The organism is Leifsonia sp. L25, from assembly GCF_050632895.1.
Genome location: NZ_JBODRZ010000003.1, coordinates 1,149,271 through 1,174,370, shown reverse-complemented (window position 1 = coordinate 1,174,370; position 25,100 = coordinate 1,149,271). Strand labels below are relative to the sequence as shown.

The following is a 25,100-nucleotide window of genomic DNA, read 5'->3' as shown; positions in this document are numbered from 1 at the left end:
CCAGCCAGGAGCAGCCGTGACCCTTCCCGTGCCCGCCGACTACGAGCGGTGGATGCGCCGCGCCGTCACGGACGCCCGGCTCGCCTTCGACACGGGCGACGTCCCGGTCGCGGCGCTCGTGCTGGACGAGAACGGCGAGGTCATCGGCACCGGACGCAACGAGCGCGAGCTGCACCGCGACCCCACCGCGCACGCCGAGGTCCTGGCGCTGCGCGCGGCCGCCGCGACGCGTAGCGACTGGCACCTGGAGGGCTGCACCCTGGTCGTGACCCTCGAGCCGTGCGTGATGTGCGCCGGCGCGGTGCTGGCCGCCCGCGTCCCGACCGTCGTCTTCGGCGCGTGGGACGAGAAGGCCGGCGCGGCGGGCTCGGTCTACGACGTGCTCCGCGACCGCAGGCTCAACCACCAGGTCGCCGTCTACCCCGGCGTCCTCGCCGAGGAGTGCGCCGACCTGCTGCTCGACTTCTTCCGCGCCAAGCGCTGACCGCAGCCATCGTCTCCTCACTTTCTCCCGCTCGCGCCCGGCGCGTTGCGGGAGAAACTGAGGAAGCGATAGCGGCTCAGCGGGGGAGGGCCTCCAGCCACTCGGAGAAGGCGGCGCGGGAGGCCTCCTGCATCCGGGCGGAGTAGAGCTCGCGATCCTCGCGCAGCGCCTCCGGGTCGAGCGCGTGCTCGTCGAGTTCGTTGTACCCGTCGGCGACCCACTCCTCGTGCATCTCGTCCGTCACCTCGGGATGGAACTGCACCGCCAGCGCGAAGCCGCCGATCGCGAACGCCTCGTTGGAGTAATCGCTGGACGACGCCAGGCGGGTCGCCCGCTCCGGCAGCTCGAAGGTGTCGCCGTGCCACTCCACGACCGGCACGCCGTCGAAGTGACGGATCGGCGACATCGCGCCGGCCTCCGTCGGCTCCACACGGCGGAAACCGATCTGCATGGTGTCGCCCTTGTAGACGCGCTCGCCGAGCGCGCCGGCCATGAGCTGCGCGCCCAGGCACACGCCGAGGGTCGGGCGCTCGGCGTCGAGGCGGCTGCGCAGCAGGTCCTGCTCGGCGGCCAGGAACGGGAACTCGTCCGTCTGGTACGCGCCCATCTCGCCGCCGAGCACGACGACGAGGTCGGCCTCCTGCGGGTCGAGGGCGGACACATCCTGCGTCGTCACGTCGACGATGCGCAGGTCGTAGCCGTGCTCCACAAGCACCGGGCCGATGTTGCCGAGGTGGATGGACGGGTCGTGCTGCAGGATCAGCGCGGTGCGGGTCACTCGAGTCCTTTGACGATGATGGTGTCGGTGGCGGGGTGCTGCTCGTTCGGGTCGACCCAGACGTCCGGCTCGATGTAGATCACCCGGGCGACGGGCACGGCGTCGCGGATGCGCCGCTCGATCGCGTCGATCGCGGCCGAGACCTCCAGCATGCTCTGCTCGCCCGCGACGGCGAGCTTGGCGCCGACGAGCAGCTCGTCCGGCCCCAGGTAGAGGGTGCGCATGTGGATGATGCGCTCGACCTCGTCGCCGCCCAGGAGGATCGCCTTCTCGATGGCGGCGACGTCCGCGTCGGAGGCGCCCTCGCCGACCAGGAGGCTCTTGGTCTCGATGCCGAGAACGATCGCGACTGCGACCAGCAGGAGGCCGATCAGCACGGTGCCGACGCCGTCCCAGACGCCGTTGCCGGTGATGATCGTGAGCCCGACGCCGATCAGCGCGAAGACCAGGCCGGTGAGCGCGGCGACGTCCTCCAGCAGTACCACCGGCAGCTCCGGGGCCTTCGCGCGCCGGATGAACTGCGGCCACGACATCCCCTTGCGGAGCGGGTTGGACTCGCGCACGGCCGTGCGCAGCGAGAACGACTCCAGGCCGATCGCGATGAAGAGGACCAGCAGCGGCAGCCACCAGTTCTCCAGCGGGTGCGGGTGCGTCAGCTTCTCGACGCCCTCGTAGAGCGAGAAGACGCCGCCGACCGAGAACAGGATGATCGAGACGACGAACGCGTACACGTAGCGCTCGCGCCCGTAGCCGAACGGGTGCTCCTTGTCGGCTCTCTTCTTGGCCTGGCGTCCGCCGAGGAGCAGGAGGAGCTGATTGCCCGAGTCGGCGACCGAGTGAACGCCCTCGGCGAGCATCGAGGAGGAGCCGGAGAAGGCCCACGCGATGAACTTGGTGAGGGCGATCCCGAGGTTGGCGGCGAAGGCCGCGACGATCGCCCGGGTGCCACCTTCTGCGCTCATGACCTCATCCTAGGATGGGCCCATGAGCGACACGCAGAACGTCACGCTGCCCACCATCGCGATGCTCGGGGCGGGCTCGATGGGCCGCGCCATCCTCTCCGGCCTGACCGCGCCGGGGGTGACCGTGGACGGCGGCATCCGGGTCACCAATCGGTCGAAGGCGCGCGCAGCGGAGCTCGCCGGCATCCCCGGCGTGACCGCGTACGCGACCGAGCACGACGGGGACGCGAACCGCGCCGCGGTGGACGGCGCCGAACTCGTGATCGTCGCCGTCAAGCCCGGGATGGTGCCCGACCTCCTGCACGAGATCTCCGACTCGCTGACGCCCGGAGCCATCGTCGTGAGCGTTGCGGCGGGTGTCACCATCAAGACGTTCGAGTCGCTGCTGCCGCCGTCGGTCATCGTCGTGCGGTCGATGCCGAACACGCCGGCGGTCGTGGGCAAGGCCGTCACCGGGATCAGCCCGGGCACCCGCACGGAGCCCGACGACCTCGCGCTCGTCCGCGCGCTGTTCGAGACCGTCGGGGAGGTCGTCGAGGTGCCCGAGTCGCAGCTCGACGCGCTCAGCACCATCTCCGGCTCGGGCCCGGCGTACGTGTTCTTCCTCGTGGAGGCGCTGACCGCCGCGGCGATCGAGAAGGGCTTCACGCCCGCGCAGGCGCGCACCCTGGTGAACGGCACCTTCCTCGGCGCCTCCGAGCTCCTGGTCTCGTCCGGCGAGGACCCGGCCGAGCTCCGCCGCCGCGTCACCAGCCCCAACGGCACCACCGAGCGCGCCATCGCCGTCCTCGCCGACGCCGACCTCCCCACCCTCTTCACCCGCGCCACCGACGCAGCCCTCGCCCGCGCCCGCGAACTAGCCGCCCACTAACCCCCCCACCCCCGCAGCCATCGCTTCCTCACTTCCTCCCGCAACACGCCGCGTCGGAGCGGGAGAAAGTGAGGAAGCGATGGCTCAGGCGCGGAGTGCGCGGGCGTAGGCGCGGCGGACGATGAGGGTGGCTCGCGGGGTCGGTCCTTCGAGGTCCGCAACGGTGAGGAATACGACGTCCCATCCGGCGGCGGTGAGCCGCTCTCGGCGATAGATGTCCTCGCGATACGCGTCGGCGTCCGTTCGGTGGTGATCGCCGAGATACTCGATGGCGAGGCGTCGCTCCGGATACGCCAGGTCGACCATCGCCACCCGGCTGCCCCGGTCGTGAACATGATGGTTGAGCGCGGGTTCGGGGAGCCCGGAACGGACGAGCTCGAGGCGCAGCCTCGTCTCCTGGGGCGAGAGAGGGCCGTAGCGAACGAGTTCGAACGCCTGGCGCAATGCTCGAATGCCGGGCCGGCGCCCATGATGACGGATTGCCGCCTCGAGGTGGTCCCGCGAGAACGGTGTGGCCGCGCCGGAATGCGGCTCGTCTCCGGTGATGAGCCAGTCCCCGATGGTAACCAGGTCGTCGATCGGCAGGAACGTCGAGAGCTGGGCCCACGCGTCCTCCGGCGCGACGACGTGCAGACCGTCCATCTCGATCACGCGATGCCCGGCAGGGCGGAGTTCGTGGCCGATCACTCCGGCCATGCGCGGCGGCTTGCGAGGGGCGAAGACGGCGAGGTGCAGATCCCGAGGTTGCACAGACCACCGGAGTGGAAATCCGTGCAGTGCGGCCGCCGAGTGGTGGCTGAAGATGTGGCCAGGCCTCTTGAGCGCAGCGTAGGCGCGGCAGCGCGACCGGTGATCGGTGAGATCGGCATCGATGGTCCTGACCCCCGAAAAGATCGTTGGACACCATCGCCGTACAGTCGGCGACGCGAGATTCCGCCCGCGATTCCCTCGGCAAGTGTGAACCCGGTGCGGTCGATGAGCTCCTCCATCCGACCATCCTGAGGCCGGCCTCCCCGCACACGCAGTTATCCACAACCCGGCCATCACTTCCTCACTTCCTCCCGCAACACGCCGCGCAACTGAGGGAGAAAGTGAGGAAGAGATGGCTGCTTGAAGGGGATCGCGACGCGCGATGGGCGGATATGCCGTGCCGATCGGTCGTTCCTTCCGGCGGTCTCGGACCGACAGCTTCGGGCGTGGTACTCGGGGAGCCGTACGACTAGCCTGGTGCAATGGCCGACATCTTCGACGTGATCGCCGACCCGACGCGGCGCGAGATTCTCAGAGTGCTGCTCGACCGCAACTCGGATGACGCGCGTCCCGTCGGGGAGATCTCGGTCTCGGAGATCGTGGCCACCCTGGAGCTCAGCCAGCCCACCGTGTCCAAGCACCTCAAGGTCCTGCGCGAAGCGTCGCTGGTGTCCGTCCGCGAGGAGGGCCAGCACCGGTACTACCGGCTCGACCCGACGCCGCTGGAGGCGGTGGAGGATTGGGTCATCCCCTTCACCGCGTCGGATGTCGACCTCTCCGCGTTCTCGGTGCAGCTCGCCGACGAGACGCGCGAGTTCGCCAGCACGGTCGGCAAGGTGCTCGCCGACACCCGTCGACGGGTGGAGCGCGTCACGCCGAAGAAGTGGCGGAGGGAGTGAACCGGGGCTGGAATCCAGCCCCGCACACGGACTAGAGTTCCCTAGTTCGCCGTCGTCGCGACCCGAGTACGATGACGGGCAAGAAAGGGACACCGCATGGTTCACGATGGGGGCTCGAACGCTCTTCGCGAGGTGCGCTTCCTGACGGTCGCAGAGGTGGCCGACATGATGCGCGTCTCCCGCATGACCGTCTACCGGCTCGTCCACTCCGGTGAGCTCCCGGCGATCCGGTTCGGCCGGTCGTTCCGCGTTCCGGAGTCCGCCGTGGCGCATGCGCTGGAGGCCGTGACGCCTCACCTGGACGGCGGCGTCGCAGACTCGGCGTGAAGTCGGGTAGACTGTCTGCTTGTGTCGCCGCGTATCCCGCGGCAAACCACTAACTTTGTGAGGTCTACGTGGGTTCCGTTATCAAGAAGCGTCGCAAGCGTATGGCGAAGAAGAAGCACCGCAAGCTTCTTCGCAAGACGCGCCACCAGCGTCGCAACAAGAAGTAGACCTCAGCGTCTGCTGCTCGAGCGCCGGTCCGTCAGGTCCGGCGCTTTCTGCTGAGCACGGGCGGCCGGGTTAGGCTTGACCGCGTGTCCACCGTCACCGTCACGCTCATCGGCAAGCCGGGCTGTCACCTGTGCGACGACGCGCGGGAAGCGATCCGCTCGGTGATCGACGCCCTCCCCGCCGGCGCCCCCGAGGTGCGCGTGGAGGAGCTCAGCATCCTGGAGGACGCCGAGCTGCACGAGCGCTACGTGGAGGACATCCCGGTCGTCCTCGTGGACGGCCGGCAGCACACCTACTGGCGCGTCGACCAGGCGCGCTTGCGCACCGCCCTGCTGGAGGAGGCCCGTTGACTCTGCGTCACGTCGTCATGTGGAAGCTCGCGTCGACCGAGGAGGCGGAGCGCGCCGACCAGGCCGCCCGCGTCAAGGCGGGGCTGGAGTCCCTTCCCGCGGTCGTCCCGGAGATCCTGCGCTTCGAGGTGGGGCTCAACTCGCTGCCGGCGAACGAGTTCGACATCGTCCTCGTGAGCGATTTCGAGGACGAAGCCGCCCTGCAGCGGTACGTCGAGCACCCCGAGCACGAGAAGGTCGCGTCGTACATCCGGTCCGTCGTGTCCGGCCGCGCGTCCGTCGACGCCGAGCACTGACCCCGTAACGCAGGCGTGCCCGGCGCCTGAAGGCAGGCGCCGGGCACGAATGCGGTCGGTCGACTAGACCACGGGGCTCTCTTCGATGTCCTCGTTGCTGCGGCGGTAGTCCGAGAGGAACTGCGCGAACGTCGGCGCGTACAGCGCACGGACCAGGTCGCCGGCCTTCTCGCCGTCGTGCGCCTTTGCGGCGTCGTGGATCTCGGTGACGCGGGCGGGCAGCTCGTCGGTGTCGAACGGACGCTTCCACACGGAGACGTAGCGCAGCACCTGCGGGCTCAGGCCTTCGCTGATCGCGAGCAGCACGTCGTTGCCGCTGTTGCGCTCGAACTCGAGGAAGAAGTCGTTCACCGCGCGGCCGAGGGCCGGGAGGTTGTTCGACTTGGCGGCCTTGCGGATCTCCTTGACGGCCTTGTCCTGACGGCCGAGCGCCGCGGTGTCGAGGTTCGGGACCGAGGTGCGGGCCGCGTACTCGTGCAGGAGTCCTGTCGTGTAGATCGCTTCGTCGATGGCGCGGAGGTCGATCGGGGCGACGCGAGTGTAGCGGTTCGGCGCCATCTCGACCAGGCCGATGTCGGCGAGCTTCATCAGCGCCTCGCGGATCGGCGTGCGGGAGACGCCGAGCCAGGCGGTGAGCTTCTCGTCCAGCAGGGTCTCGCCCGGCTCGAGCGTGCCGTCGAGGATGCCCTCGTAGAGGCGGTTGTAGACGACATCGCGCAGGAGCTGGCGCTCGACGGGTGCGGAGTCTTTGACGGGGAGCGGCATCAGCGCCCCTCCTTCCCAGAGAGTGCGGCCTTCGTTCCGAATTCGTCCACCACGGTGACGAGCCCCTTGTTCCAGAAGTCGGAAACGCCCTTGGCGGCCTTGGCGCCGTTGCCGGCGATGGCCGCGTCGACGGCGGACGCGAGGTGCGGCGCCCCCTTCGTGAACGCCTTCGAGGACGGTGCCGCGATCAGCGCCCGGCGCACCTCGGGGAGGTGGCGGGTGAACAGCTTCGCGAGCGTGCGGTTGTCGAGGCGGCGCAGGAAGACGTTGACGAAGCCGTCGGTGAGCACGCGCTCCTTGACGAGCTCTGCCATCCCGTCGCCGTCGCCGAACCGCTCCGTGAAGGCGCGGAGGGCGTCCCTGTCGTCCTCGGTGAGGAGCGGCGTCGCGTCGCGCACGATGCCGACGAGGAGGCTGCCGACGGTGTCGATGAGCGCCCGGAGGCGCACGGGGTCGATCGGAGTCACGCGGGTGCGTTTCTGGGGCATGATCTCCACGAGCCCCATTGCCGCGAGCTGGTTCAGGGCTTCGCGGACGGGGGTGCGGGAGACTCCGACCCACTTCTCGATCTCAGCGTCGTAGAGCTGCTCTCCTGGCGTGAGGTCCCCGTCGACAATGGCGTCGAGTAGACGAACGAAAACTTCGTCCCGGATGAGCCGTCGGGGACTGACGGCCTCTGCGATGGGTACAGGCATACATGAATATTACATCCACCTGCGTCGGATGCAAGCCCATCTCGTAATGAAGTCAGGCGTGTCGTATCGCAGGATAGCCTGTCGGGCGCTCAAAAGTCCCTGAATCGTGCGGAAAGGAGCTCGAGTCGTGCTCAGAATCGGTTTCCGAGCGCCTTCGCCTTGAGCGCGTCGAACTCGTTCTGGCTGATCACGCCCTTGTCCAGCAGAGCTTTCGCCTGCTCGATGTCGGCAGCCGGCGTGGCCGATGGGGTGGGATGCGTGTAGTAGTCGGTGTCTTCCGGGACGGTCCTGCGGTCGCGTGCGTTGCGCTCTGCCATGCCGCGGCCGCGCGCGACCAGGTAGACCAGCGCGGTCAGGAACGGGAGGAAGATGAGGAAGATCACCCACACGGCCTTCCACCAGCCGTTGAGCTTCTCGTCGCGGAACAGGTCGACCAGGATCGTGAACAGCACCATCAGGTAGGCGACGAAGGCGAACGCCCAGAAGATCAGCCAGATGACGTTCCAGAAACCGTTCACGATGGGCTCCTCCCGGTTGGTGTGCACAACCTAGCGTTGCCGCGGCGCGCCTGGCTAGACGGCAGTGCTCGGCCGTCGCGAGGGCGGGCGCGGTTAGGCTGACCGCATGCTCAGCCAGCTTCCCCGCGCGTGTGGCGCGGGAGGACGCCCGGCGGCTGGGCGGGGCTCGTCGCCGGCCTCATCGTCGGAGCCCCGGTCGCGCTCGCGGCGGGACTGGCACTGGTCGCGCTCGGTGCCGTCGCGGTCGTCGTCGCAGCCGTGGCGGCTCTCCTGGCCCTCGCCGCCGAGTGGCTCCGGTTCGCCGCACAGCGCGCGTCACGCGTGCAGTACCCGTTCCCCGTCCCCGAGCCGCACCGCCGCCGCGCGAGGCGCACGGCCCTGAGCGCCCTCTACCTCACCGCAGCGCCGCGGCTGACCGGTGGGCTGGCCCGGGTCGCCGGCTGGGCGCTCGGTCCTGTCGCCCTCCTCATCGGGCTGGTCGGGATCGTCCTGCCCCGCTGGCGCGCCCGGCCCTACGTCGCCGTCTTCACCCTCCCGGCGCTGCTGCGCAAGACGGTCGCCCTCGGGCGCAGGCGCGGCCTGCTGCGTGACGGGCACGACGCCGTGCTGCTCGGCTACGACGACCTCCTGGAGCGCCGGTTCCCGCTCCTCCACGACTTCCTCGGCTGGTGGGGCGACCCGGGACGCGGCGACGACTACACGCCGACGCCCGGGCTCCCCGACGTACCGGCCGGGCTGCTGGGCCTGGAGCTCGGCCCGTCCCCCGACCCGCTCGGGACGCCCGGGCTCGCGGCCGGTGCGATGCGGCGCCGGTCCGTGCACACGCTCCGCGACCTGATGCTCAGCCAGCGCGAGATCGACGACCTCTGCGACCCCGATCTGGACGAGCGCATCGACACCGGAGTCATCCGGCTGGTGGAACGCGAGCACGAGGGCGTCCGGCACTGGATCGTGCAGTTCCCGAGCACGAAGTCCTGGAGCCCGCGCCCGGGCATCGCGCCCAACGACCTGACGGCGGACCTCGTCATCGGCGGCGAGCACGAGGCGACGATCACGCGGGCGGCACTGGAGGCGATGCGGGAGGCCGGCATCCGGCCGGGGGAGCCCGTCGTGCTGGCGGGCTTCAGCCTCGGCGGGATGGTCGCCGCGCAGGTGGCGGTGCGCGCGCACGCCGCCGGGTTCGCCGTGACGCACCTGGTCGTCGCCGGCACTCCGCTCGGGCGCCTGCCCGTACCGGCCGGCATCCGCACCCTCGCCGTCGAGCACGTGCTCGACCTCGTCCCGCGCATCGACGGCCGGGAGAACCCGGTGCGGCTGGACCTCCACGGCTCGCGGGTGCTGGTCACCGTCAAGGCCGGCCCGGCGCTCGCCCCCGGCTTCCGGCTCGGCGCACTGCACCAGGCGACCGCGTACGCCGACACCGCCGGCGCGATCGAGGCCGACCCGCCGGGCGACGCGGTGGCTGCGCTCCTGGGCGAGCTGCGGCCGTTCTTCGGGCCGGGGCAGCGCGTCCACGACCGCGCGGCGCTGCGGGTGGGGAGCCTGACGGCGCAGGCCGCCGTCCCGCTCTATCTGCACAGCACCGTGGACGAGGGCATCACGCGCGGCGCCTTGCGGCAGTCGCTGCGCCGCCTCGCGGGCGTCTACGCGGTGGACGTGTACCAGTCGCGCGGCGGCCTCGCGACGACGATCCTGTGGAGCGCCGATGTGCTGGTGCGCGCGCTGGAGCCCTGGCTCGCCCCGACCAGGCGCGCGGCCGTCTACCGGGGGCTGCTGTCGCTGCTCGGCCGGCGGCGCGCGGTCGGCATCCACCTGCGGCTGCAGGCCCGAGAGACGCCCGGGCTGACCTGGGAGGCCACGCTGCAGCGGATGCCCGACGGACGCTGGCGGGAGACCATCGACGTCATCGTGGACGACCGCGCCCGGCCCGAGGCGGTGTCCCGGCTGTTCCCGGACGGTGTGAGGACGCGGGTGGTCCTGCACCGGCCGGACGCGTTCGAGCCGGTGCTCGACGCGGCCGGGGTGTGACCGGGGGCGTGACCGGGTCGTACGATCAGCGGTACGGTCCACCGAAGAGGGTGTGAGCGGCGGCGCGAGGAGACGACATGGGACGCGAGACGTTTTGGGCCGAGGACCCCGACCCGCTGCTGCGCGTGGGCGAGGGCTTCCTGCTCGCCGAGCAGGACACGGCGGGGACTCCGGGGTTCGACGGGCGCAAGAAGGACGGCCGGGCGGCGCTCGCCGAGGGCGCCGCGATCCTCGCCGATCTCCAGGAGCGACTGTTCGCCGCCGGGACCCTCGGCGACCGGCGCAGCGTGCTGCTCGTCCTGCAGGCGATGGACACGGCAGGCAAGGGCGGAATCGTGACCCACGTCGTCGGACAGATGAACCTGGGCGGCGTGCGGTATGCGGGCTTCACGAAGCCGACGCAGGTGGAACTCGCCCACGACTTCCTCTGGCGGATCTGGAGCCACGTGCCGGCGGCGGGGGAGGTCGGCGTCTTCGACCGTTCGCACTACGAGGACGTCCTCATCGGCCGGGTCCGCAAGCTCGCCCCGGAGGACGAGATCGAGCGTCGCTACGACGCGATCAACGAGTTCGAGCTGGAGCTGGCGGAGTCGGGGACGACGATCGTCAAAGTGATGCTGCACCTCGGCAAGGACGAGCAGAAGAAGCGCCTGGGCGACCGGCTGAAGCGTGTCGACAAGCAGTGGAAGTACACGACGGGCGACGTGGACGAGCGGCTGGTCTGGGACAGCTACCAGGACGCTTACCAAGTGGTGTTCGACCGCACGTCGACGGCGTACGCGCCGTGGCACGTCGTGCCGGCCGACCGCAAGTGGTACGCGCGGCTCGCGGTGCAGCACCTCCTCATCCACGCCCTGGAGGAGCTGAGGCTGGAGTGGCCCGCGCCGGACTACGACGTGGAGGTCGAGAAGGCGCGACTGGCGGCGAGTTAGAGCGCGCTCGCTCAGGCTTCGGTCGGGCTCAGCCGAAGGCTTCGACGATCGGGCGGAACTTCATGGTCGTCTCCGCGTACTCCCTGGCGGGGTCGGAGTCCGCCACGATGCCCGCGCCCGCGTAGGCCGTCAGGTCGCCGGTCTCATCGAGCTGCGCGCAGCGCAGGGCGATCGCCCACTCCCGTCGCCGTCGCCGCCGACCCAGCCGACCGGCCCGGCGTACCGCCCGCGGTCGAACGGCTCCAGCTCGCGGATGAGCGCGATCGCCTCCGGCTTCGGCGTCCCGGCCACGGCGGCCGTCGGGTGGAGCGCGTCCGCGAGGTCGAGCGAGCTCGACCCGTCGCTGAGCGTGCCCGCGATGTCGGTCGCGAGGTGCCAGAGGTTCGGCAGCTTGAGGGTGAACGGCTCGTCGCTCGCGCCGAGGTCCGCGCTGTGCGGGCGCAGCGCGTCGAGCACGCTGGACACCGCGAAGCGGTGCTCGTCCTGGTCCTTGGCCGAGCCGGCGAGGGCCTGAGCCGACGCGCGGTCGCTCTCGGCGTCGCGGCCGCGGGACATCGTGCCGGCGAGCACACGGGCGGTCACAGTGCCGTGGTGCACGCGCACCAGCGTCTCCGGGGAGGATCCCACCAGCCCGTCGACGGCGAACGTCCAGCAGTCCGGGTAGCCGAGCGCCAGCTCCACCAGTGCGCGCCGCACGTCCGACTCGAGCGGCAGGTGCGCGGACAGCTCCCGGGCCAGCACCACCTTGGAGAGGTCGTGCTCGCGGATGCGCTCCACCGCGGTCGCGACGGCGGACTCGTAGCCGCCCTCGTCGAGTCCCGCGGGGAGGAGGGTGAGCCGGTACTCGTCCCCGAACGCGATCGGCCGGGGGAGTTCGCTGCGCGCGGCGTCCGTCTGTGCCGGCCCGTCGGCCGCATCCGCTGCTGCGGGGGAGTCGTCCACGGGCGTGATCCGGGTGATCCAGCTCCGGCCGCCGCGGCGTCCGAGAACGAGCCGCGGCACGATCAGCACGCTTGTGGCCGTGCTCTCGTCGTCGAACGCGAAGGTCCCGAACGCGACCAGCCCGGTGCCCGGCGTGCGCACGGAGTCGGTGACGGTCGCCGCCTGGACGGTCGCCCGCCACACGGCCGACGCCTGGCGGATCCGGTCCGCTCCGCGGAACTCCAGCCGCAGCGCCTCCCCGATGCCGGCGATCCCCTCGCCTTTGCGGATCCACACGAGGGGTCGGCGGGAGTCGAGGAAGGGAACGAGATGCCGGACGTCGTCGAGGGGGTGGTCTCGACCGACAGGGCGGTCACGCCCGTAGCCCGGCGGGTGGTCGAGGGTGCGGTCACCGAACCAGCCTACGCCCGGGCCGCTGGGCGCCGGATGCGCGGCGGCTGGGCGTTGGCCCGATGGCGGAGGCGCGGTGCGGGGCCGTGAAATGCACGGCATGTCGGGGCAGCCTAAGCTGGGGGGTGAGTAAGGCCGACCTCCGCAAGCAGCCCTCCCAGGTCGCCGCCATGTTCGACGAGGTGTCGACCCATTACGACCGGACCAACACGGTCCTCTCGATGGGCAACGCGACGCTCTGGCGCGTGGCGACGACCCGAGCCGTCGGGCCCCGCGCCGGCGAGACGATCCTCGACGTCGCGGCGGGAACGGGCACCTCCAGTGCGTCCCTGGCGCGCAACGGGGCGAGCGTTGTCGCCGCAGACTTCTCGGAGGGCATGATCGAGGTGGGCCGGCGCAGGCAGGTCGGCAACCCGTTCATCACGTTCGTTCAGGCGGACGCCACGAAGCTCCCGTTCGACGACGACACGTTCGACGCGGTGACGATCTCGTTCGGCCTGCGCAACATCGTCGATCCGCGAGCCGCGCTCGCCGAGTTCTACCGGGTCACCAAGCCCGGGGGACGGGTCGTGGTGTGCGAGTTCTCCCAGCCTCCCCTCGCGGCGATCCGCGCGGGCTACGGTGCGTACCTGCGCTACGGGATGCCCGTGCTGGCCCGCGTGGCGAGTTCGAACCCCGCGGCGTACGAGTACCTGATGGAGTCGATCGAGGCGTGGCCGAACCAGCCGGCGCTGGCCTCGTGGCTGCGCCAGGCCGGCTTCGAGCGCGTGGCCTGGCGCAACCTGACCGCGGGGATCGTGGCGCTGCACCGCGGGTGGAAGCCCGTGGCGGTGCCGAAGCCGGTGGAGGTCGCGAAGCCGGCTGCGAAGAAGCCTGCTGCGGCGACGCCGGCTGCTGCGAAGAAGCCTGCTGCGAAGAAGCCTGCTGCGGCGACGCCTGCTGCGAAGAAGCCTGCTGCGGCGACGCCTGCTGCGAAGAAGCCTGCTGCGAAGAAGCCTGCTGCGAAGAAGCCCGCCGCGAAGAAGCCCGCCGCGGCCAAGCCCGCCGCCCGCACGCCCGCCACCGGGTCCGGCGCGACGGCGCGATCCGACCGCGCCGTCGGCTCCGAAGACTCGACGACCGCCGTCCCATCCGAGGGGGAGTAAGTGCCACGTAGCGTTCCGGTCGTGCGGCGACCCGCGTCGCTCAGCAGCCAGCTCGGCCTGACCGAGCGGATCTTCGTCCGCGGAGAGGACCGCCAGGTCGCCAACGCCGTCGACGACGGCCTCGCGCAGGTCGAGGAGGCGCTGCACCGCGAGATGCGGTTCGCCGACAACCTCGCGGACGTCACCACCCGGTACCTCCTGGAGGCGGGCGGCAAGCGAGTCCGTCCCATGCTCACGCTCCTCACCGCCCAGCTCGGCGACGGCAACACTCCGCGCGTCCTGCAGGCCGCGCAGGCGGTCGAGATCACCCACCTCGCGTCCCTGTACCACGACGACGTCATGGACGACTCGCAGATGCGGCGCGGGGTGCCCACGGCCCAGTTCGTCTGGGGCAACTCCGTCGCGGTCCTCACCGGCGACCTCCTGTTCGCCCGGGCCAGCAAGCTCGTCTCGGCTCTGGGGGAGCGCGCCATCCAGCTCCAGGCCGACACCTTCGAGCGGCTCTGCCTGGGCCAGCTCCACGAGACCATCGGGCCGCAGGACGGCGAGGACCCGATCGCGCATTACATCCGCGTGCTGGAGGACAAGACCGGCTCCCTCATCGCCGTAGCCGCGCAGATGGGCGTCGCGTTCTCGAATGCCGACACCGCCTATGAGCAGCCCGTCGTGACCTTCGGCGAGAAGATCGGCGTCGCGTTCCAGCTGATCGACGACGTGATCGACCTGTCCTCCGTCGGCGTCGCCGAGACCGGCAAGACCCCGGGCAACGACCTCCGCGCCGGTGTTGCGACCCTCCCCGTGCTGAAGCTGCGGGAGCGCGCCGACGCCGACCCCGAGTCGCGTGCTCTGCTGGAGCGGCTGGAGCGTGACGTGATGGGCACGGCCGAGGAGGGCGAGATCACCCCGGAGGCCACCGCGGCGATCGCCGCGCTCCGGGAGCACCCCGTGACCGCGGAGACCCTCGAGGAGGCCCACCGCTGGGCCCGGGAGGCCGTGGAGGCGCTCGAACCGCTGCCCGACGGCCCCGTGAAGAAGGCGCTGGTGCGGTTCGCCGACACGATCGTCGAACGTTCGAGCTGAGCACGAAGGAATCAACGTATGACCAAACTGCGACTGGCGATCGTCGGCGCCGGGCCGGCCGGGATCTACGCCGCTGACATCCTGCTCAAGGCGGAGCGCGGCTTCGACGTCTCGATCGACCTGTTCGAGGCCCTCCCCGCGCCGTACGGTCTGGTGCGCTACGGCGTCGCCCCCGACCACCCGCGCATCAAGGGCATCATCACCGCGCTGCGCGAGGTGCTCGACCGCGGCGACATCCGCATCTTCGGCAACGTGACGTATGGCGTCGACATCACGCTCGACGACCTCAAGCGCCACTACAACGCGGTGATCTTCGCCACCGGAGCGGTGCGCGACTCCGATCTCGACATCCCGGGCATCGACCTCGGCGGCTCCTACGGCGCGGCCGAATTCGTGAGCTGGTTCGACGGCCACCCCGACGTGCCGCGCACCTGGCCGCTGGAGGCGAAGTCCGTGGCGGTGATCGGCAACGGCAACGTGGCGCTCGACGTCTCGCGCATCCTGGCGAAGCACGCCGACGACCTGCTGCCGACGGAGATCCCCGACAACGTCTACGAGATCCTGAAGAACTCGCCGGTGACCGACGTGCACGTCTTCGGGCGGCGCGGCCCGGCGCAGGTGAAGTTCACCCCGCTGGAGCTGCGCGAGCTCGGCGAACTGCGCGATGTCGACATGATCCTCTACGACGAGGACTTCGAGTACGACGAGCACTCGAAGGACGCGATCGCGAGCAACAAGCAGGTGATGGTCATCGACCGCGTGCTGCAGCAGTGGCGGAAGCGCGAGGTGGGCTCGGCCTCCCGGCGCCTGCACCTGCACTTCTACGCCAAGCCCCTGGAGGTGCTCGGCTACGAGGACGGCAACGTGCGGGCGATCCGCTACGAGCGCACCGAGTCCGACGGAGCCGGCGGCGTGCGCGGCACCGGAGAGATCCGGGAGCTGGAGATCCAGGCGCTCTACCGCGCGGTGGGTTACTTCGGGTCGCCGCTGCCCGGGATCCCGTTCGACAAGAAGCACGGCGTCATCCCGAACCACGAGGGCCAGGTGCTGCGCAACCGCGACAACGAGCGGATGTACGGCGTGTATGCGACGGGGTGGATCAAGCGGGGCCCGGTGGGCCTCATCGGTCACACCAAGTCGGATGCGATGGAGACGATCAAGCATGTGATCAACGATCAGGGCAACTGGTGGTCTCCCGCTGACCCCTCCGAGGAATCTGTGGAGAACCTCCTGCGCGAGCGCGGTGTGGAGTACACGAACCTGAACGGCTGGCACAACCTCGACGCCCACGAGCAGGCGCTCGGCGCCGAGCGCGGCCGCGCCCGCATCAAGGTGGTCCCGCGCGAGGACATGCTGCGCGCGTCGAACGGCGCCGCGGTGGAGGCCACGGCGGCCGACTAGGCCGGGTTTCGGCGTCGCGGCGGACTCCCGCTCGCGGCGGAACCCTCTCGCGTGCGGCACCTCCGGTCTGGCACGCTGGTGTCATGGTCGGCCCAGCGGAGTGGCGCCCCGACGTCCTCGGCGCCGGGTTCCAGCAGATGACGCTCCCGCTCGGCCACGACGCCGAGGGCGAGGTCGTCGCGACGCTCGTGCGCTTCGAGCCGTGGCCGCACCTGGCCGACCTGCGGCCCGGCCGTCCCGCCGAGGAGACCGATGTGCTGTACGTGCACGGCTGGTCGGACTACTTCTTCCAGACCGGGCTCGCGCGATTCTGGCACGAGCAGGGCGCGCGGTTCTTCGCGCTGGACCTGCGCAAGTACGGCCGCAGCCTCCGGCCGGGCCAGACTCCCGGGTTCGTGGACTCGCTGGACACCTACGACTCCGACATCGAGGCGGCGCTGAGGGCAATGGGCCACGCTGAGGGCGAGCGCTCGCACCGCCGACTGATCCTGCTCGGCCACTCGACGGGAGGCCTCACCCTGAGCCTCTGGGCCGACCGGCACCCCGGCCGGGCGTCGGCGCTCGTCCTCAACAGCCCGTGGCTGGAGTTCCAGGCGCACTCGGCCGGCCGGGCGATGCTGGCGCCGCTGGTCGACCTCCAGTCCCGGATCGAGCCGAGGGCCGCGATGCCCAACGTCGACCTCGGCTTCTACACCCGCTCGGTCTCGCGGACGCTCGACGGCGAGTGGGACTACGACCTCGCCTGGCGCCCCGTGCGCGGCTTCACCGTGTATCCCGCCTGGCTCACCGCCGTCCTCGCCGGGCACACCCGCGTCGCGGCCGGACTCGCGATCGACGTCCCGGTGCTCACGCTGCTGTCGGCTCGCTCGACGCTGCAGCCGTACTGGACCACGGACATGCTGAGCTCGGACGTGGTGCTGCTGGTGCAGGACATCGCCGTGCGCTCATTGCGGCTCGCGCCGACGGTGACCGTCGCGCGCATCGACGGCGCGCTGCACGACGTGTTCCTGTCGCCGGAGCCGGCGCGCTCGGCGGCCTACGGGCAGGTCGCCCGCTGGCTGAGGGGAGCGCTCAGCGGAAGTTCACGAACTGCAGGGCCACATCCAGGTCGGCGCCCTTCAAGAGGGCCATTGTCGCCTGGAGGTCGTCCCGGCTTTTCGAGGTGACCCGAAGCTCGTCGCCCTGGATCTGCGACTTCACGCTCTTGGGCGCCTCGTCGCGGATGAGCTTGTTGATCTTCTTGGCGGCGTCCTGCTCGATGCCGTTCTTGAGCCCGACCTCGATGCGGAACTCCTTGCCCGACGGGTACGGCTTGCCCGTGTCGAGCGACTTGAGGGTGATGCCGCGCTTGATGAACTTGGACTCGACGACCTCGAGCACCGCCTTCACCCGCTCCTCGGTGTTGGCCTTGAGCAGGATCTGCTCGCCGCTCCACTCGACCGAGGCGCCGACGTTCTTGAAGTCGTAGCGCTGCTCGACCTCCTTGCGGGCCTGGTTGACGGCGTTGTCCGCCTCCATCTTGTCGACCTTGCTGACGACGTCGAACGAGGAGTCTGCCACTGTTCCATTCCCTTCGGTTGACCGGACCCCAGCTTACGCGGCCAGGAAGGACGGACTCCCGGCGTCCCGCGGTTTCAGGCCGTCTGCTGGAGCTCGGCGTAGTAGGTGACGTGGCAACCGTCGCCGTCGCACTCGACGCAGACGGCGATCTCCTCGGTGTGCTGGCGGGGGTCGGCGCCCGTCCCGTCGCACCGTTCGCAAATCTCCAACGTTCTCATGCCCCCGATTGTGCGCGCAGCCACCGACATCGGCGGCAGGAGGCGGGGAGTGTCGCGAAGTCGCGCGGGTCCGGTCGGATTCTGCTGTGGGCGGAATCCGAAAATCGGATCGGCGCGGAGCCGGGGCGTCGGCTTAGGCTTCAGGCATGTTGATGCGGCACGCGATCGGCTCCGTGCTCCGCCGGCTGCGGACGGAGCGGGGCGCGACGCTGCGCGAGCTGTCGGAGACGTCGCGCATCAGCATCCCGTACCTGTCGGAGATCGAACGCGGCCGCAAGGAAGCGTCGTCCGAGATCCTCGCGGCGCTCTGCCGGGTGCTCGACGTGACCGAGCGGGAATTGCTGGCGCAGGTGGTCGTGGAGTTCGCCGAGGCGGAGGTCCTGACGCTCGTGCGCGACGGCGCCGACACCCGGCCGGCCGACGCGCCGACGGTGCTCCTCGCAGCCTGACCCGCCCGATTTCGTTCGGCGGCGCGCGCCGAGTATTCTTACATGGCGCCTTCGGGCGCAATGGCGAGTTACCCAAGCGGCCAAAGGGATCTGACTGTAAATCAGCCGGCGTAGCCTTCGGGGGTTCGAATCCCTCACTCGCCACCCCAGTGAAACAAAGGGGGACTCGGCAATGAGCCGGGTCCCCTTTGTCGTGCGATCGCGCAATGTGTGAGCGATGTGTGTGCACAGGGCTGATTCTCGATGGCTTAGGGCGTCATGCCCTGCCGAATCCAGGTCTCTGCCGCCCACAGCAGGTTGTAGAGGTTCCACGGTGCGATGTCGTACGCGTCCCACGGCTGCCCGACGCGCGCAGTCCACTCGGGTACGCGGCAGCAGACGCGGTGCCCGAACATCCGGAAGAGTGCTTCGCAGAGCAGGCGCCGGGGGTTCGAAGGCGGCGAATACAGGTGGTCGCCGTAGACGAGGCGAAAGAGAAGATGGCTGAGCGCAGACTTCATAGGGACTCCCTAATCGGTGTCGCCGGCCGCCGGATGCGGCTAGCGTTGCTGCGCGCTCATATCGCCAGGATAGCCCCGAGCGTGAGGAGACGGCCATATGGACGACGAAAGCGGGAGACCGACCCGAGAGGAGTGCATGCGCGCCTCCGGCCGTGTGCTCCTGCAGATCGCGATCCGGCTCGAACTCGAGCGGCGCGAGGCCGAGGCGGCCCAGCTTGCCTGAATCACGCTTGGCCGTCTCACGGTGCAGGATGTTGGTATGCGTGAGTACGAGGTCACCGTCACCCGCGACGGCGTGTGGTGAATGATCGCTATCCCCGAGTTAGGCGGCCTAACTCAAGCAGCGGATCTCGCCGACGTGCCTCCGATGGCGCGGGAGTTCATTGCGGTGACCCTGGATGTCCCAGCTAGCTCAATCGAGGTCCGGGTGACGCCGGAGCCCATCTGAGGGTGTGTGCTCTCACGCACCTGGCGGTACCAGAGCGGACACCGCGAGCGCAAAGGCGGTACGGTGTGCTCCATGACCGAGGTCGATGAAGCCCAGGATGGCGCTGAGCGCGCCGAGGTTATGGTCCGGTTCCGCGAGCACTACTCGTTCCTGATGAAGAGCGCTCGCGAGTTCGACGCCGGGGATCATTCAGAAGCACTACGGATGGCACTGTCGGTTCGCACTATCTCGTACGACGACGGCCCCGGTGATAGCGCTCTCCTCCAGCTCGGTGCGAAGCGGGAGATGCTGTGGCGCTCGTTCTACATACCGCCTGCGCTCGATATTCCAGAGGACACTCCGGAAATCGGGTCGTCGCTGCATGGCATCGCCTATGCAGCGGACGGGTCGACCTACCTCGAGCCGCTGGACTTCGGTCCAGATGGCCGCTATGTCCCTTACGACGACTGGTGGACTGGTGAACCTGTCGTGCAGTTCGGCGATGCCAGCATCACCCGCAAGCAGCTGGTCCTCGGGCTCGCGAACCAGGACGGCGGCGCCCACGTGGACCTCGCCGGCCATCACATCTCTGCACTCTTCGCGGGCTCGCCCACTTTCCTCAGCCGCGACGGCGCGGAGAAACAACGTTCTGAACAGCGGGCGTCCCAGCGCGACTTGCTCCAGATTCAGATGCGAGCGGTAGCGAGCGAAGTGCTCCACTCCATCAACCGTGCGGAGCAAGCCGGGCTGATCCATCTCTAGCGGGCGTCATCCGCCTGGTGTGGGCTCCTGTCCGATGCCGCTGCGCTGGCACCGCCGACGATCAGGTCTCACCGACCCCGAGCGCTTGGCCCAGCCGAGTGAGCAGGCTAGTCGCGTCGTCAAGGCCTGCGGCCCCGTTGGCCGCCTCAAGCTTCATCGCGGCTGAGATGTGCGTTCCACGCCGACGTCGGCGCGGACCAGGGTCTTGAACTTCTGCGCTTCGAGGCGGTCGTACATCCGCTCGACTCGCGTGTACGCCCGCTCCTGCAGCGCCAGGCGCCGAGCCTTCCCGTCGATCGCTTTCGCCGGATTCGCGGCCGCGACCTGGGCGCGGTCGAACTCGACGCCTTCACGCGTCGCCTACGTCGAGATCGTCGCCTTCGTAGACCGAACCGACGAGAGCCCAGGCCGCGCGCATTGCGGGCCGGGTCTCTCTCATGTCCGGGGGCGCTGTGTGTGTGCATTTGTGTGAGCGAACTGCTCGAACCGGCCTGCACTGGATGCCACGGAGCCCTCAGATATACCCCAGAAATCCGCGGAATTGCGCCACAGTGAGTGACCTGCTGGACTCCTCAGCGCGCTCTCAGTGACTGTAAATCAGCCGGCGTAGCCATCGAGGGGTTCGAATCCCGCACTCGCCACCCTCAGCAAAGGGATCCGGTTCGTCCGGATCCCTTTCTGCGTCCCTGTTCCGCTATCGGGGCCGTCCCGGCAACTGTGCCAGGCTTGTCCCCATGCCCACCCCCAACGAACTGCTCGAGATCGCCACCACCGTCGCGCGTCGCGCGGCCGCTCTCGCGTTGCAGCGGCGGAGGGACGGGGTGGAGATCGCGGCCTCCAAGTCGACCATCACCGACATCGTCACGCGGGCCGATCGGGAGTCCGAGGACCTCATCCGCAGTGCGCTGGAGGCGTCGCGGCCGCGGGACGGGTTCCTCGGGGAGGAGTCCGGCGGCGATGCGGGCAGCAGCGGGCTGACCTGGGTGGTCGACCCGATCGACGGGACGGTCAACTACTTCTACGACATCCCCGCGTGGGCGGTCAGTGTCGCCGTCGTGGAGGGGGACCCCGACCCGGCGACCTGGCGGACGCTGGCGGGGGCGGTCGTGAACCCGGTCACCGGAGAGGTGTTCACGGCGGCCGCGGGAGGCGGTGCCCGGCTGAACGGCCGGCCGATCCAGGTGAACAGCGGGGTGGAACTGCCGCTCGCGCTGGTCGGGACCGGATTCGGGTACGACCCGGAGATCCGGCGCAAGCAGGCGGCGTTCGTGCACGAGCTGATCCCGCAGGTGCGCGACATCCGGAGGATCGGGGCGGCCTCCCTCGACCTGTGCTCGGTCGCGTGCGGGCGCCTCGACGCCTATTACGAGCGCGGGCTGAACCCCTGGGATCACGCGGCCGGCGCGCTGATCGCGCAGGAGGCGGGGGCGACGCTCGGCGGCCTGGACGGGGCCCCGGCAGGCAAGCGGCTGCTGCTCGCGGCAGCGCCCGACCTGTACGCGCAGCTCGACCCGCTGGTGCAGGGGTACTACCGGCACTGGGAATGACCGGGCGGCCCTCCCGAATGGTGAGGCAGTTACCGTTTCGTTATATTGGGTCGGGTGCCCCACCACCTGACCCGCCGCGAGCTCCGGCAGCGTGAGCGAGCGGCCCAGCGGGCACGCGAGCCGCGCTTCGGCCGCGGGGTGAGCACCCTCGCGATGCTGTCGGTGCTCGGGATCGCGGTCGCCACGACCGTCCCGGCGATGGCACTCCTCACGGAGGACCAGGTCCGCGCGCGCACCGCCGACTCGCACTTCTCCAGCGCACCGGCGTCGGAGAGGGAGGTCCAGGCGCTCGACAGCATCGCTCCGGCCGAGCGGGAGGGCATCGTCCGCGACGGCGGCGCGGCGACCTCCGGCGAGCAGCTCGCCGCGATCCGGTCGTTGCGGATCGCGGACACGTTCCGCAACAACCCGGCCGGCGCCGTCCAGTGGCCGTTCCCGGTCGGCGTGCCGATCACCTCCGGTTTCGGGCCGCGCGAGGCGCCGACCGCGGGCGCCTCCACCGACCACCTCGGGGTGGACTTCGCGCCGGGGGCGGGCGTCCCCATCCAGATCATCGCGGACGGCGTGGTGCGGGAGGTCGTCACCCGCGACCGCGGCGGCTGCGGCGTGAACGTCACGATCGACCACCTGATCGACGGACGGATGGTCAGCAGCAGGTACTGCCATCTCCAGACAGGGTCGGTGCGGGTCGCCGAAGGGCAGCGGGTCGGCGTCGCCGACATCGTGGGCGCGGTGGGCAACACCGGCATATCGACCGGGCCGCACCTCCACTTCGAGATCCGGCTGGACGGCACAGATCCGGTCGACCCGGTGGCGTGGCTGCAGGCGAACGCGAGCTGACGCGCGCGGCCGGTCGGTGGCGGAGGAGATCCGGGCCGAAACGCCGGCGGGAGACAGCGAACGGAGGAGACCCGGGCCTGATGGGGGCGGGTCTCCTCCGTTCGCAGCGGGGGACGGGGGCGGCTCAGACCAGCCAGGCGGTGGTGTCCTGCGGCAGCGAGCCGTTCTCCAGCGGGCCGCTCGCCAGGATGACCGTGCCCTCCGGCAGCGGCAGCGGGGCTTTGCCGAAGTTGACGGCGACCGTGACCTTCCCCGAGCGGAACAGCAGCGCGTCCTCGCCGGCGTTCGACCACTCCAGCTCGCCGAACGCGAGGTCGTGCGCGCGGCGGGCGGCGAGCGCCTCCTGGTACATGGACAGCGTCGAGCCGGGCACGCCCTCCTGCGACGAGCGGGTGTACTCCGCCCAGGTCGCCGGCTGCGGCAGCCAGCTCTTCGGGCCGGGGCCGAAGCCGTACGAGGGGTCGTCGCCCTCCCACGGGATGGGCACGCGGCAGCCGTCGCGGCCGTAGCGCTCGCCGTTGGTGCGGAACCAGGTGGGGTCCTGGCGGGCCTCGTCGGGGAGGTCGATGGCCTCCGGGAGGCCGAGCTCCTCGCCCTGGTACAGGTACGCCGAGCCGGGGAGCGCGAGCATGAGCGCCGTCGCGGCGCGGGCGCGGCGCAGCGCGAACGCCGGGTCGGGGATGCCGTGCGACTTCGGTCCGATGCCGTGACCCTGCGGGTTGTCGCCGGTCAGCGCGAGCCGGGTGGCGTGCCGGACGACGTCGTGGTTGGAGAGCACCCAGGTGCTCGGGGCGCCGACGCTGCCGAACACGGCGATCGAGCGGTCGATCACCGCGCGGAGCGCGACCGCGTCCCACGGCGTCTCCAGGTAGCCGAAGTTGAAGGTCTGCTGCATCTCGTCGGGGCGGACCCAGTGCGCGAGCGTCTCCAGCGGCTCCACCCAGGCCTCGCCGCAGAGCACGCGGTCGCCCTCGTACTCCTCCAGCACCGTGTGCCAGTCGCGGTAGATGTCGTGGACGCCGTCCTGCCCGAAGTAGGGAGGCGTGACGGGCTCGCCCTCGGCGTGCGCGCTGATCTCCGGCTCCAGCACGATGCCGCCGGTGGTGGTCGCGACCGCGCCGCCGCCCATGCTGCCGGCGTTCGCGGGCGGGGTGTAGTCGGGGAGGCCGGCCTCCTTGATCATGCCGTGCGCGACGTCCACGCGGAAGCCGTCGACGCCGCGGTCGAGCCAGAACCGCAGGATGTCACGGAACTGCTCCCGGACCCACGGGTTCTCCCAGTCGAAGTCGGGCTGCGACTTGTCGAACAGGTGCAGGTACCACTGTCCGGGAGTGCCGTCGGGCTCGGTGATGCGGGTCCAGGCGGAGCCGCCGAAGATGGACTCCCAGTTGTTGGGGGCCTCGTCGCCGTTCGCGCCCTTCCCGTCGCGGAACAGGTAGCGCGCCCGCTCGGGGCTGCCCGGGGCAGCGGCCAGGGCCTCCTGGAACCAGACGTGGTCACTGGAGGAGTGGTTGGGGACGATGTCGATGATGACGCGCAGCCCGAGGCTGTGCGCGGTCTCCAGCATCGTGTCGAAGTCGGCGAGCGTGCCGAAGCTGGGGTCGACGTCGCGGTAGTCGGCCACGTCGTAGCCCGCGTCGTTCTGGGGCGACGTGAAGAACGGCGACAGCCACACGGCGTCGACGCCGAGGTCGCTGAGCGCGGGGAGCCGGCGGGTGATGCCGGGGAGGTCGCCCATCCCGTCGCCGTCGGCGTCCGCGAACGAGCGCGGGTACACCTGGTAGATGACGGCGGAGCGCCACCACTCGCGGCCGGGAGTGCTGGGCGAGAGCGTGCGGGAGGATTCGGAAGTTATGGGGATCACCTGTCTTGGCGGAGGACGGGGCGTCGCTGCGGGCACGCGTGGCGGAAACGATCGGTGGGGCGCCGTCGTTCCTCGCACGCCGCCGCTCGCGGCACCGGGATCGGCGCGCCGTCGTCGGCGCTGGCAGCAATGCTAGCCCCCTCGACTGAACGGAGGCATTTGTGACGGATTCTGCCGTCGACGCCCGAGGGCCGCCTCGGCTCAGTTCGAGGCGGTGTTCCAGTGCGACGGGCGCGTGAGCGCAGCGGGCAGGAGGGTGCGCTCGTCGCCCTGTGCCGCGTCGACCTGCGGCTGGGTGAGGAAGAGGGCGCGGTCGAGGGCGGCGCCGTCCAGCCGCGCGTCGCGGAGGTCTGCCCCGATGAGCTCCGCGGCGGTGAGGTCGGCGTCGCGGAGGTCCGCGCCGATCAGGAGCGCGCCACGCAGCTCGGCGCCGCGGAGGTCCGCGCCGCGCAGGTCCGCGCCGAGGAGGTCGGCTCCGGGGGCGAGGCGGGAGCGCTTGACGCGGAGGGGGAGGAGGCGGGCCGGGGCCGGTCGGTGGCTGCGTCGCGTGCGGCCTCGCGAGTCAGTCGGGCGGCCTCCCGCAGCAGGGCCGCCGCGGGGGTGCGGAGCTCATCGATGTCGAACTCGAGGATGAAAGCGGGGGCGGCGTCCGCCGCGGCCGCGACCTCGTCCCAGGAGGCGCGGAGCGCGTCGTGGAGGGGCGCCGCGGCGGGCATCGCGAGGGCCTCGCGGAGGTACCAGAGCAGTTCGTGGAGCTGGCGGACGATCGGGAAGACGGCGAACATCTCGGCGCGGACGGCCGCGTCGTCGCGCCATGACCTGCCGCCGAAGGTGTGCCGCGTGACGAGCTGGCCGGCGCCGAAGCAGTCGAACACGGTGCAGCCCTTGAAGCCGCGCTCGCGGAGCTGCGGGTGGATGCGGCATCCGAAGCCGTCCTCCAGGTTCACGCACTCCTCACCGGCCGCCTTGTCGAACGCGAAGTCCGCCGAACGCGCGAAGGCCAGCGCGACGCAGCAGAGTCCCGTGCAGGAGGCGCAGTCGGCGGCGAGTGGGCGCTCGGGGGCGAGGGCGGTGGCCATTCGTCCACGGTACTGCCCTCCACAGCAGGGCCGCACGTGTGACCTCTCCACATCTTCGACACATTCGGAATAG

30 protein-coding genes, 1 tRNA gene and 1 pseudogene are annotated in these 25,100 nt (G+C 70.4%); 19 read left to right on the top strand and 13 right to left on the bottom strand.

Going from position 1 to position 25,100, the window contains the following annotated elements; all coding sequences use genetic code 11:
- The first annotated feature begins 16 nt into the window (after positions 1–16).
- Positions 17–484: a tRNA adenosine(34) deaminase TadA gene (tadA, locus tag ACRAWC_RS09580; RefSeq protein ID WP_431347503.1), complete on the top strand. Its 468-nt coding sequence runs from the start codon at positions 17–19 to the stop codon at positions 482–484.
- 76 nt (positions 485–560) lie between these two features.
- Here the strand turns inward: tadA and ACRAWC_RS09575 are convergent, their stop codons facing one another.
- Both ACRAWC_RS09575 and ACRAWC_RS09570 read right to left on the bottom strand, forming a co-directional pair.
- On the bottom strand, positions 561–1,262 hold the full coding sequence (locus ACRAWC_RS09575; RefSeq protein ID WP_431347502.1) for a glutamine amidotransferase: 702 nt from the start codon (positions 1,260–1,262) through the stop codon (positions 561–563).
- Complete coding sequence (locus ACRAWC_RS09570; RefSeq protein ID WP_431347501.1) at positions 1,259–2,224, bottom strand: cation diffusion facilitator family transporter; 966 nt, start codon at positions 2,222–2,224, stop codon at positions 1,259–1,261. The genes ACRAWC_RS09575 and ACRAWC_RS09570 overlap by 4 nt, the downstream gene beginning before the upstream one ends.
- A 22-nt stretch (positions 2,225–2,246) precedes the next feature.
- On the opposite strand from ACRAWC_RS09570, the gene proC reads away from it, so the two are divergent.
- On the top strand, positions 2,247–3,095 hold the full coding sequence (proC, locus tag ACRAWC_RS09565; protein WP_431347500.1) for a pyrroline-5-carboxylate reductase: 849 nt from the start codon (positions 2,247–2,249) through the stop codon (positions 3,093–3,095).
- An 84-nt stretch (positions 3,096–3,179) separates the two neighbouring features.
- Here the strand turns inward: proC and ACRAWC_RS09560 are convergent, their stop codons facing one another.
- Positions 3,180–3,845, bottom strand: coding sequence for a hypothetical protein (locus ACRAWC_RS09560; protein ID WP_431347499.1), 666 nt, complete (start codon positions 3,843–3,845; stop codon positions 3,180–3,182).
- A gap of 482 nt (positions 3,846–4,327) precedes the next feature.
- Between ACRAWC_RS09560 and ACRAWC_RS09555 the strand changes: the two genes are divergently transcribed.
- The 5 genes from ACRAWC_RS09555 to ACRAWC_RS09535 all read left to right on the top strand — a co-directional run bounded on the left by ACRAWC_RS09555 (position 4,328) and on the right by ACRAWC_RS09535 (position 5,885).
- A complete protein-coding gene (locus ACRAWC_RS09555) occupies positions 4,328–4,744 on the top strand; it encodes an ArsR/SmtB family transcription factor (protein ID WP_431347498.1) in 417 nt (138 codons plus the stop codon).
- Between the two features lie 96 nt (positions 4,745–4,840).
- Positions 4,841–5,071, top strand: a complete 231-nt coding sequence (locus ACRAWC_RS09550) for a helix-turn-helix domain-containing protein (protein ID WP_387818143.1) — start codon at positions 4,841–4,843, stop codon at positions 5,069–5,071.
- Positions 5,072–5,139: 68 nt separating this feature from the next.
- Positions 5,140–5,238, top strand: a complete 99-nt coding sequence (locus ACRAWC_RS09545; protein ID WP_003792170.1) for a 30S ribosomal protein bS22 — start codon at positions 5,140–5,142, stop codon at positions 5,236–5,238.
- A gap of 84 nt (positions 5,239–5,322) precedes the next feature.
- Positions 5,323–5,589, top strand: a complete 267-nt coding sequence (locus ACRAWC_RS09540; RefSeq protein ID WP_431347497.1) for a glutaredoxin family protein — start codon at positions 5,323–5,325, stop codon at positions 5,587–5,589.
- On the top strand, positions 5,586–5,885 hold the full coding sequence (locus ACRAWC_RS09535; protein ID WP_431347496.1) for a Dabb family protein: 300 nt from the start codon (positions 5,586–5,588) through the stop codon (positions 5,883–5,885). Before ACRAWC_RS09540 ends, ACRAWC_RS09535 begins: the two co-directional genes overlap by 4 nt.
- A gap of 63 nt (positions 5,886–5,948) precedes the next feature.
- Here the strand turns inward: ACRAWC_RS09535 and ACRAWC_RS09530 are convergent, their stop codons facing one another.
- The 3 genes from ACRAWC_RS09530 to ACRAWC_RS09520 form a co-directional block, all read right to left on the bottom strand.
- Positions 5,949–6,650, bottom strand: a complete 702-nt coding sequence (locus ACRAWC_RS09530) for a GntR family transcriptional regulator (RefSeq protein ID WP_431347495.1) — start codon at positions 6,648–6,650, stop codon at positions 5,949–5,951.
- Positions 6,650–7,345: a GntR family transcriptional regulator gene (locus ACRAWC_RS09525; protein ID WP_431347494.1), complete on the bottom strand. Its 696-nt coding sequence runs from the start codon at positions 7,343–7,345 to the stop codon at positions 6,650–6,652. The genes ACRAWC_RS09530 and ACRAWC_RS09525 overlap by 1 nt, the downstream gene beginning before the upstream one ends.
- Before the next feature lie 131 nt (positions 7,346–7,476).
- Positions 7,477–7,863: an SHOCT domain-containing protein gene (locus ACRAWC_RS09520; RefSeq protein ID WP_431347493.1), complete on the bottom strand. Its 387-nt coding sequence runs from the start codon at positions 7,861–7,863 to the stop codon at positions 7,477–7,479.
- A 129-nt stretch (positions 7,864–7,992) separates the two neighbouring features.
- Between ACRAWC_RS09520 and ACRAWC_RS09515 the strand changes: the two genes are divergently transcribed.
- Positions 7,993–9,891 carry a thioesterase domain-containing protein gene (locus ACRAWC_RS09515; RefSeq protein WP_431347492.1) on the top strand — a complete coding sequence of 633 codons (1,899 nt, stop codon included), beginning with the start codon at positions 7,993–7,995 and terminating at the stop codon, positions 9,889–9,891.
- Positions 9,892–9,968: 77 nt separating this feature from the next.
- Positions 9,969–10,823 carry a PPK2 family polyphosphate kinase gene (locus tag ACRAWC_RS09510; protein WP_431347491.1) on the top strand — a complete coding sequence of 285 codons (855 nt, stop codon included), beginning with the start codon at positions 9,969–9,971 and terminating at the stop codon, positions 10,821–10,823.
- A 28-nt stretch (positions 10,824–10,851) separates the two neighbouring features.
- Here the strand turns inward: ACRAWC_RS09510 and ACRAWC_RS09505 are convergent.
- Positions 10,852–12,110 (bottom strand): annotated as a pseudogene (locus ACRAWC_RS09505) (isochorismate synthase); the annotation flags it as partial.
- A gap of 170 nt (positions 12,111–12,280) precedes the next feature.
- Between ACRAWC_RS09505 and ACRAWC_RS09500 the strand changes: the two are divergent.
- The 4 genes from ACRAWC_RS09500 (at position 12,281) to ACRAWC_RS09485 (ending at position 16,947) form a co-directional block, all read left to right on the top strand.
- Entirely contained in the window at positions 12,281–13,300 is a 1,020-nt protein-coding gene (locus tag ACRAWC_RS09500; RefSeq protein ID WP_431347490.1) for a demethylmenaquinone methyltransferase, read from the top strand.
- 21 nt (positions 13,301–13,321) lie between these two features.
- On the top strand, positions 13,322–14,380 hold the full coding sequence (locus ACRAWC_RS09495; RefSeq protein WP_431347489.1) for a polyprenyl synthetase family protein: 1,059 nt from the start codon (positions 13,322–13,324) through the stop codon (positions 14,378–14,380).
- A gap of 18 nt (positions 14,381–14,398) precedes the next feature.
- The gene (locus tag ACRAWC_RS09490; protein WP_431347488.1) at positions 14,399–15,781 is read left to right on the top strand and encodes an FAD-dependent oxidoreductase; all 1,383 of its coding nucleotides are present in this window, start codon (positions 14,399–14,401) and stop codon (positions 15,779–15,781) included.
- 83 nt (positions 15,782–15,864) lie between these two features.
- Positions 15,865–16,947: an alpha/beta hydrolase gene (locus ACRAWC_RS09485; RefSeq protein WP_431347487.1), complete on the top strand. Its 1,083-nt coding sequence runs from the start codon at positions 15,865–15,867 to the stop codon at positions 16,945–16,947.
- Here ACRAWC_RS09485 and ACRAWC_RS09480 read toward each other — a convergent pair.
- Both ACRAWC_RS09480 and ACRAWC_RS09475 read right to left on the bottom strand, forming a co-directional pair.
- On the bottom strand, positions 16,853–17,299 hold the full coding sequence (locus ACRAWC_RS09480; RefSeq protein ID WP_431349411.1) for a YajQ family cyclic di-GMP-binding protein: 447 nt from the start codon (positions 17,297–17,299) through the stop codon (positions 16,853–16,855). The genes ACRAWC_RS09485 and ACRAWC_RS09480 overlap by 95 nt on opposite strands.
- 116 nt (positions 17,300–17,415) lie before the next feature.
- Positions 17,416–17,559, bottom strand: a complete 144-nt coding sequence (locus ACRAWC_RS09475; RefSeq protein ID WP_431347486.1) for a hypothetical protein — start codon at positions 17,557–17,559, stop codon at positions 17,416–17,418.
- Between the two features lie 146 nt (positions 17,560–17,705).
- Here ACRAWC_RS09475 and ACRAWC_RS09470 point away from each other — a divergent pair, with 146 nt between their 5' ends.
- Together ACRAWC_RS09470 and ACRAWC_RS09465 are read left to right on the top strand one after the other, a co-directional pair.
- A complete protein-coding gene (locus tag ACRAWC_RS09470; RefSeq protein ID WP_431347485.1) occupies positions 17,706–18,008 on the top strand; it encodes a helix-turn-helix domain-containing protein in 303 nt (100 codons plus the stop codon).
- A gap of 62 nt (positions 18,009–18,070) precedes the next feature.
- Positions 18,071–18,152: transfer RNA gene (locus ACRAWC_RS09465), tRNA-Tyr, on the top strand.
- 104 nt (positions 18,153–18,256) lie between these two features.
- On the opposite strand, the gene ACRAWC_RS09460 is transcribed toward ACRAWC_RS09465, so the two are convergent.
- Entirely contained in the window at positions 18,257–18,508 is a 252-nt protein-coding gene (locus tag ACRAWC_RS09460) for a hypothetical protein (protein WP_431347484.1), read from the bottom strand.
- A 97-nt stretch (positions 18,509–18,605) separates the two neighbouring features.
- Between ACRAWC_RS09460 and ACRAWC_RS09455 the strand changes: the two genes are divergently transcribed.
- The 4 genes from ACRAWC_RS09455 (at position 18,606) to ACRAWC_RS09440 (ending at position 22,084) form a co-directional block, all read left to right on the top strand.
- Complete coding sequence (locus tag ACRAWC_RS09455; RefSeq protein ID WP_431347483.1) at positions 18,606–18,731, top strand: hypothetical protein; 126 nt, start codon at positions 18,606–18,608, stop codon at positions 18,729–18,731.
- A 297-nt stretch (positions 18,732–19,028) separates the two neighbouring features.
- Positions 19,029–19,697 carry a hypothetical protein gene (locus ACRAWC_RS09450; RefSeq protein WP_431347482.1) on the top strand — a complete coding sequence of 223 codons (669 nt, stop codon included), beginning with the start codon at positions 19,029–19,031 and terminating at the stop codon, positions 19,695–19,697.
- A gap of 734 nt (positions 19,698–20,431) precedes the next feature.
- Positions 20,432–21,244 carry an inositol monophosphatase family protein gene (locus tag ACRAWC_RS09445; protein ID WP_431347481.1) on the top strand — a complete coding sequence of 271 codons (813 nt, stop codon included), beginning with the start codon at positions 20,432–20,434 and terminating at the stop codon, positions 21,242–21,244.
- A 54-nt stretch (positions 21,245–21,298) separates the two neighbouring features.
- Entirely contained in the window at positions 21,299–22,084 is a 786-nt protein-coding gene (locus tag ACRAWC_RS09440; RefSeq protein ID WP_431347480.1) for a M23 family metallopeptidase, read from the top strand.
- Positions 22,085–22,208: 124 nt separating this feature from the next.
- On the opposite strand, the gene ACRAWC_RS09435 is transcribed toward ACRAWC_RS09440, so the two are convergent.
- The 3 genes from ACRAWC_RS09435 to ACRAWC_RS09425 form a co-directional block, all read right to left on the bottom strand.
- Positions 22,209–23,945, bottom strand: coding sequence for a glycoside hydrolase family 13 protein (locus ACRAWC_RS09435; protein ID WP_431349410.1), 1,737 nt, complete (start codon positions 23,943–23,945; stop codon positions 22,209–22,211).
- Between the two features lie 204 nt (positions 23,946–24,149).
- Positions 24,150–24,401, bottom strand: a complete 252-nt coding sequence (locus ACRAWC_RS09430; protein ID WP_431349409.1) for a pentapeptide repeat-containing protein — start codon at positions 24,399–24,401, stop codon at positions 24,150–24,152.
- Complete coding sequence (locus tag ACRAWC_RS09425) at positions 24,353–25,027, bottom strand: pentapeptide repeat-containing protein (RefSeq protein ID WP_431347479.1); 675 nt, start codon at positions 25,025–25,027, stop codon at positions 24,353–24,355. Before ACRAWC_RS09425 ends, ACRAWC_RS09430 begins: the two co-directional genes overlap by 49 nt.
- Positions 25,028–25,100: the final 73 nt, after the last annotated feature.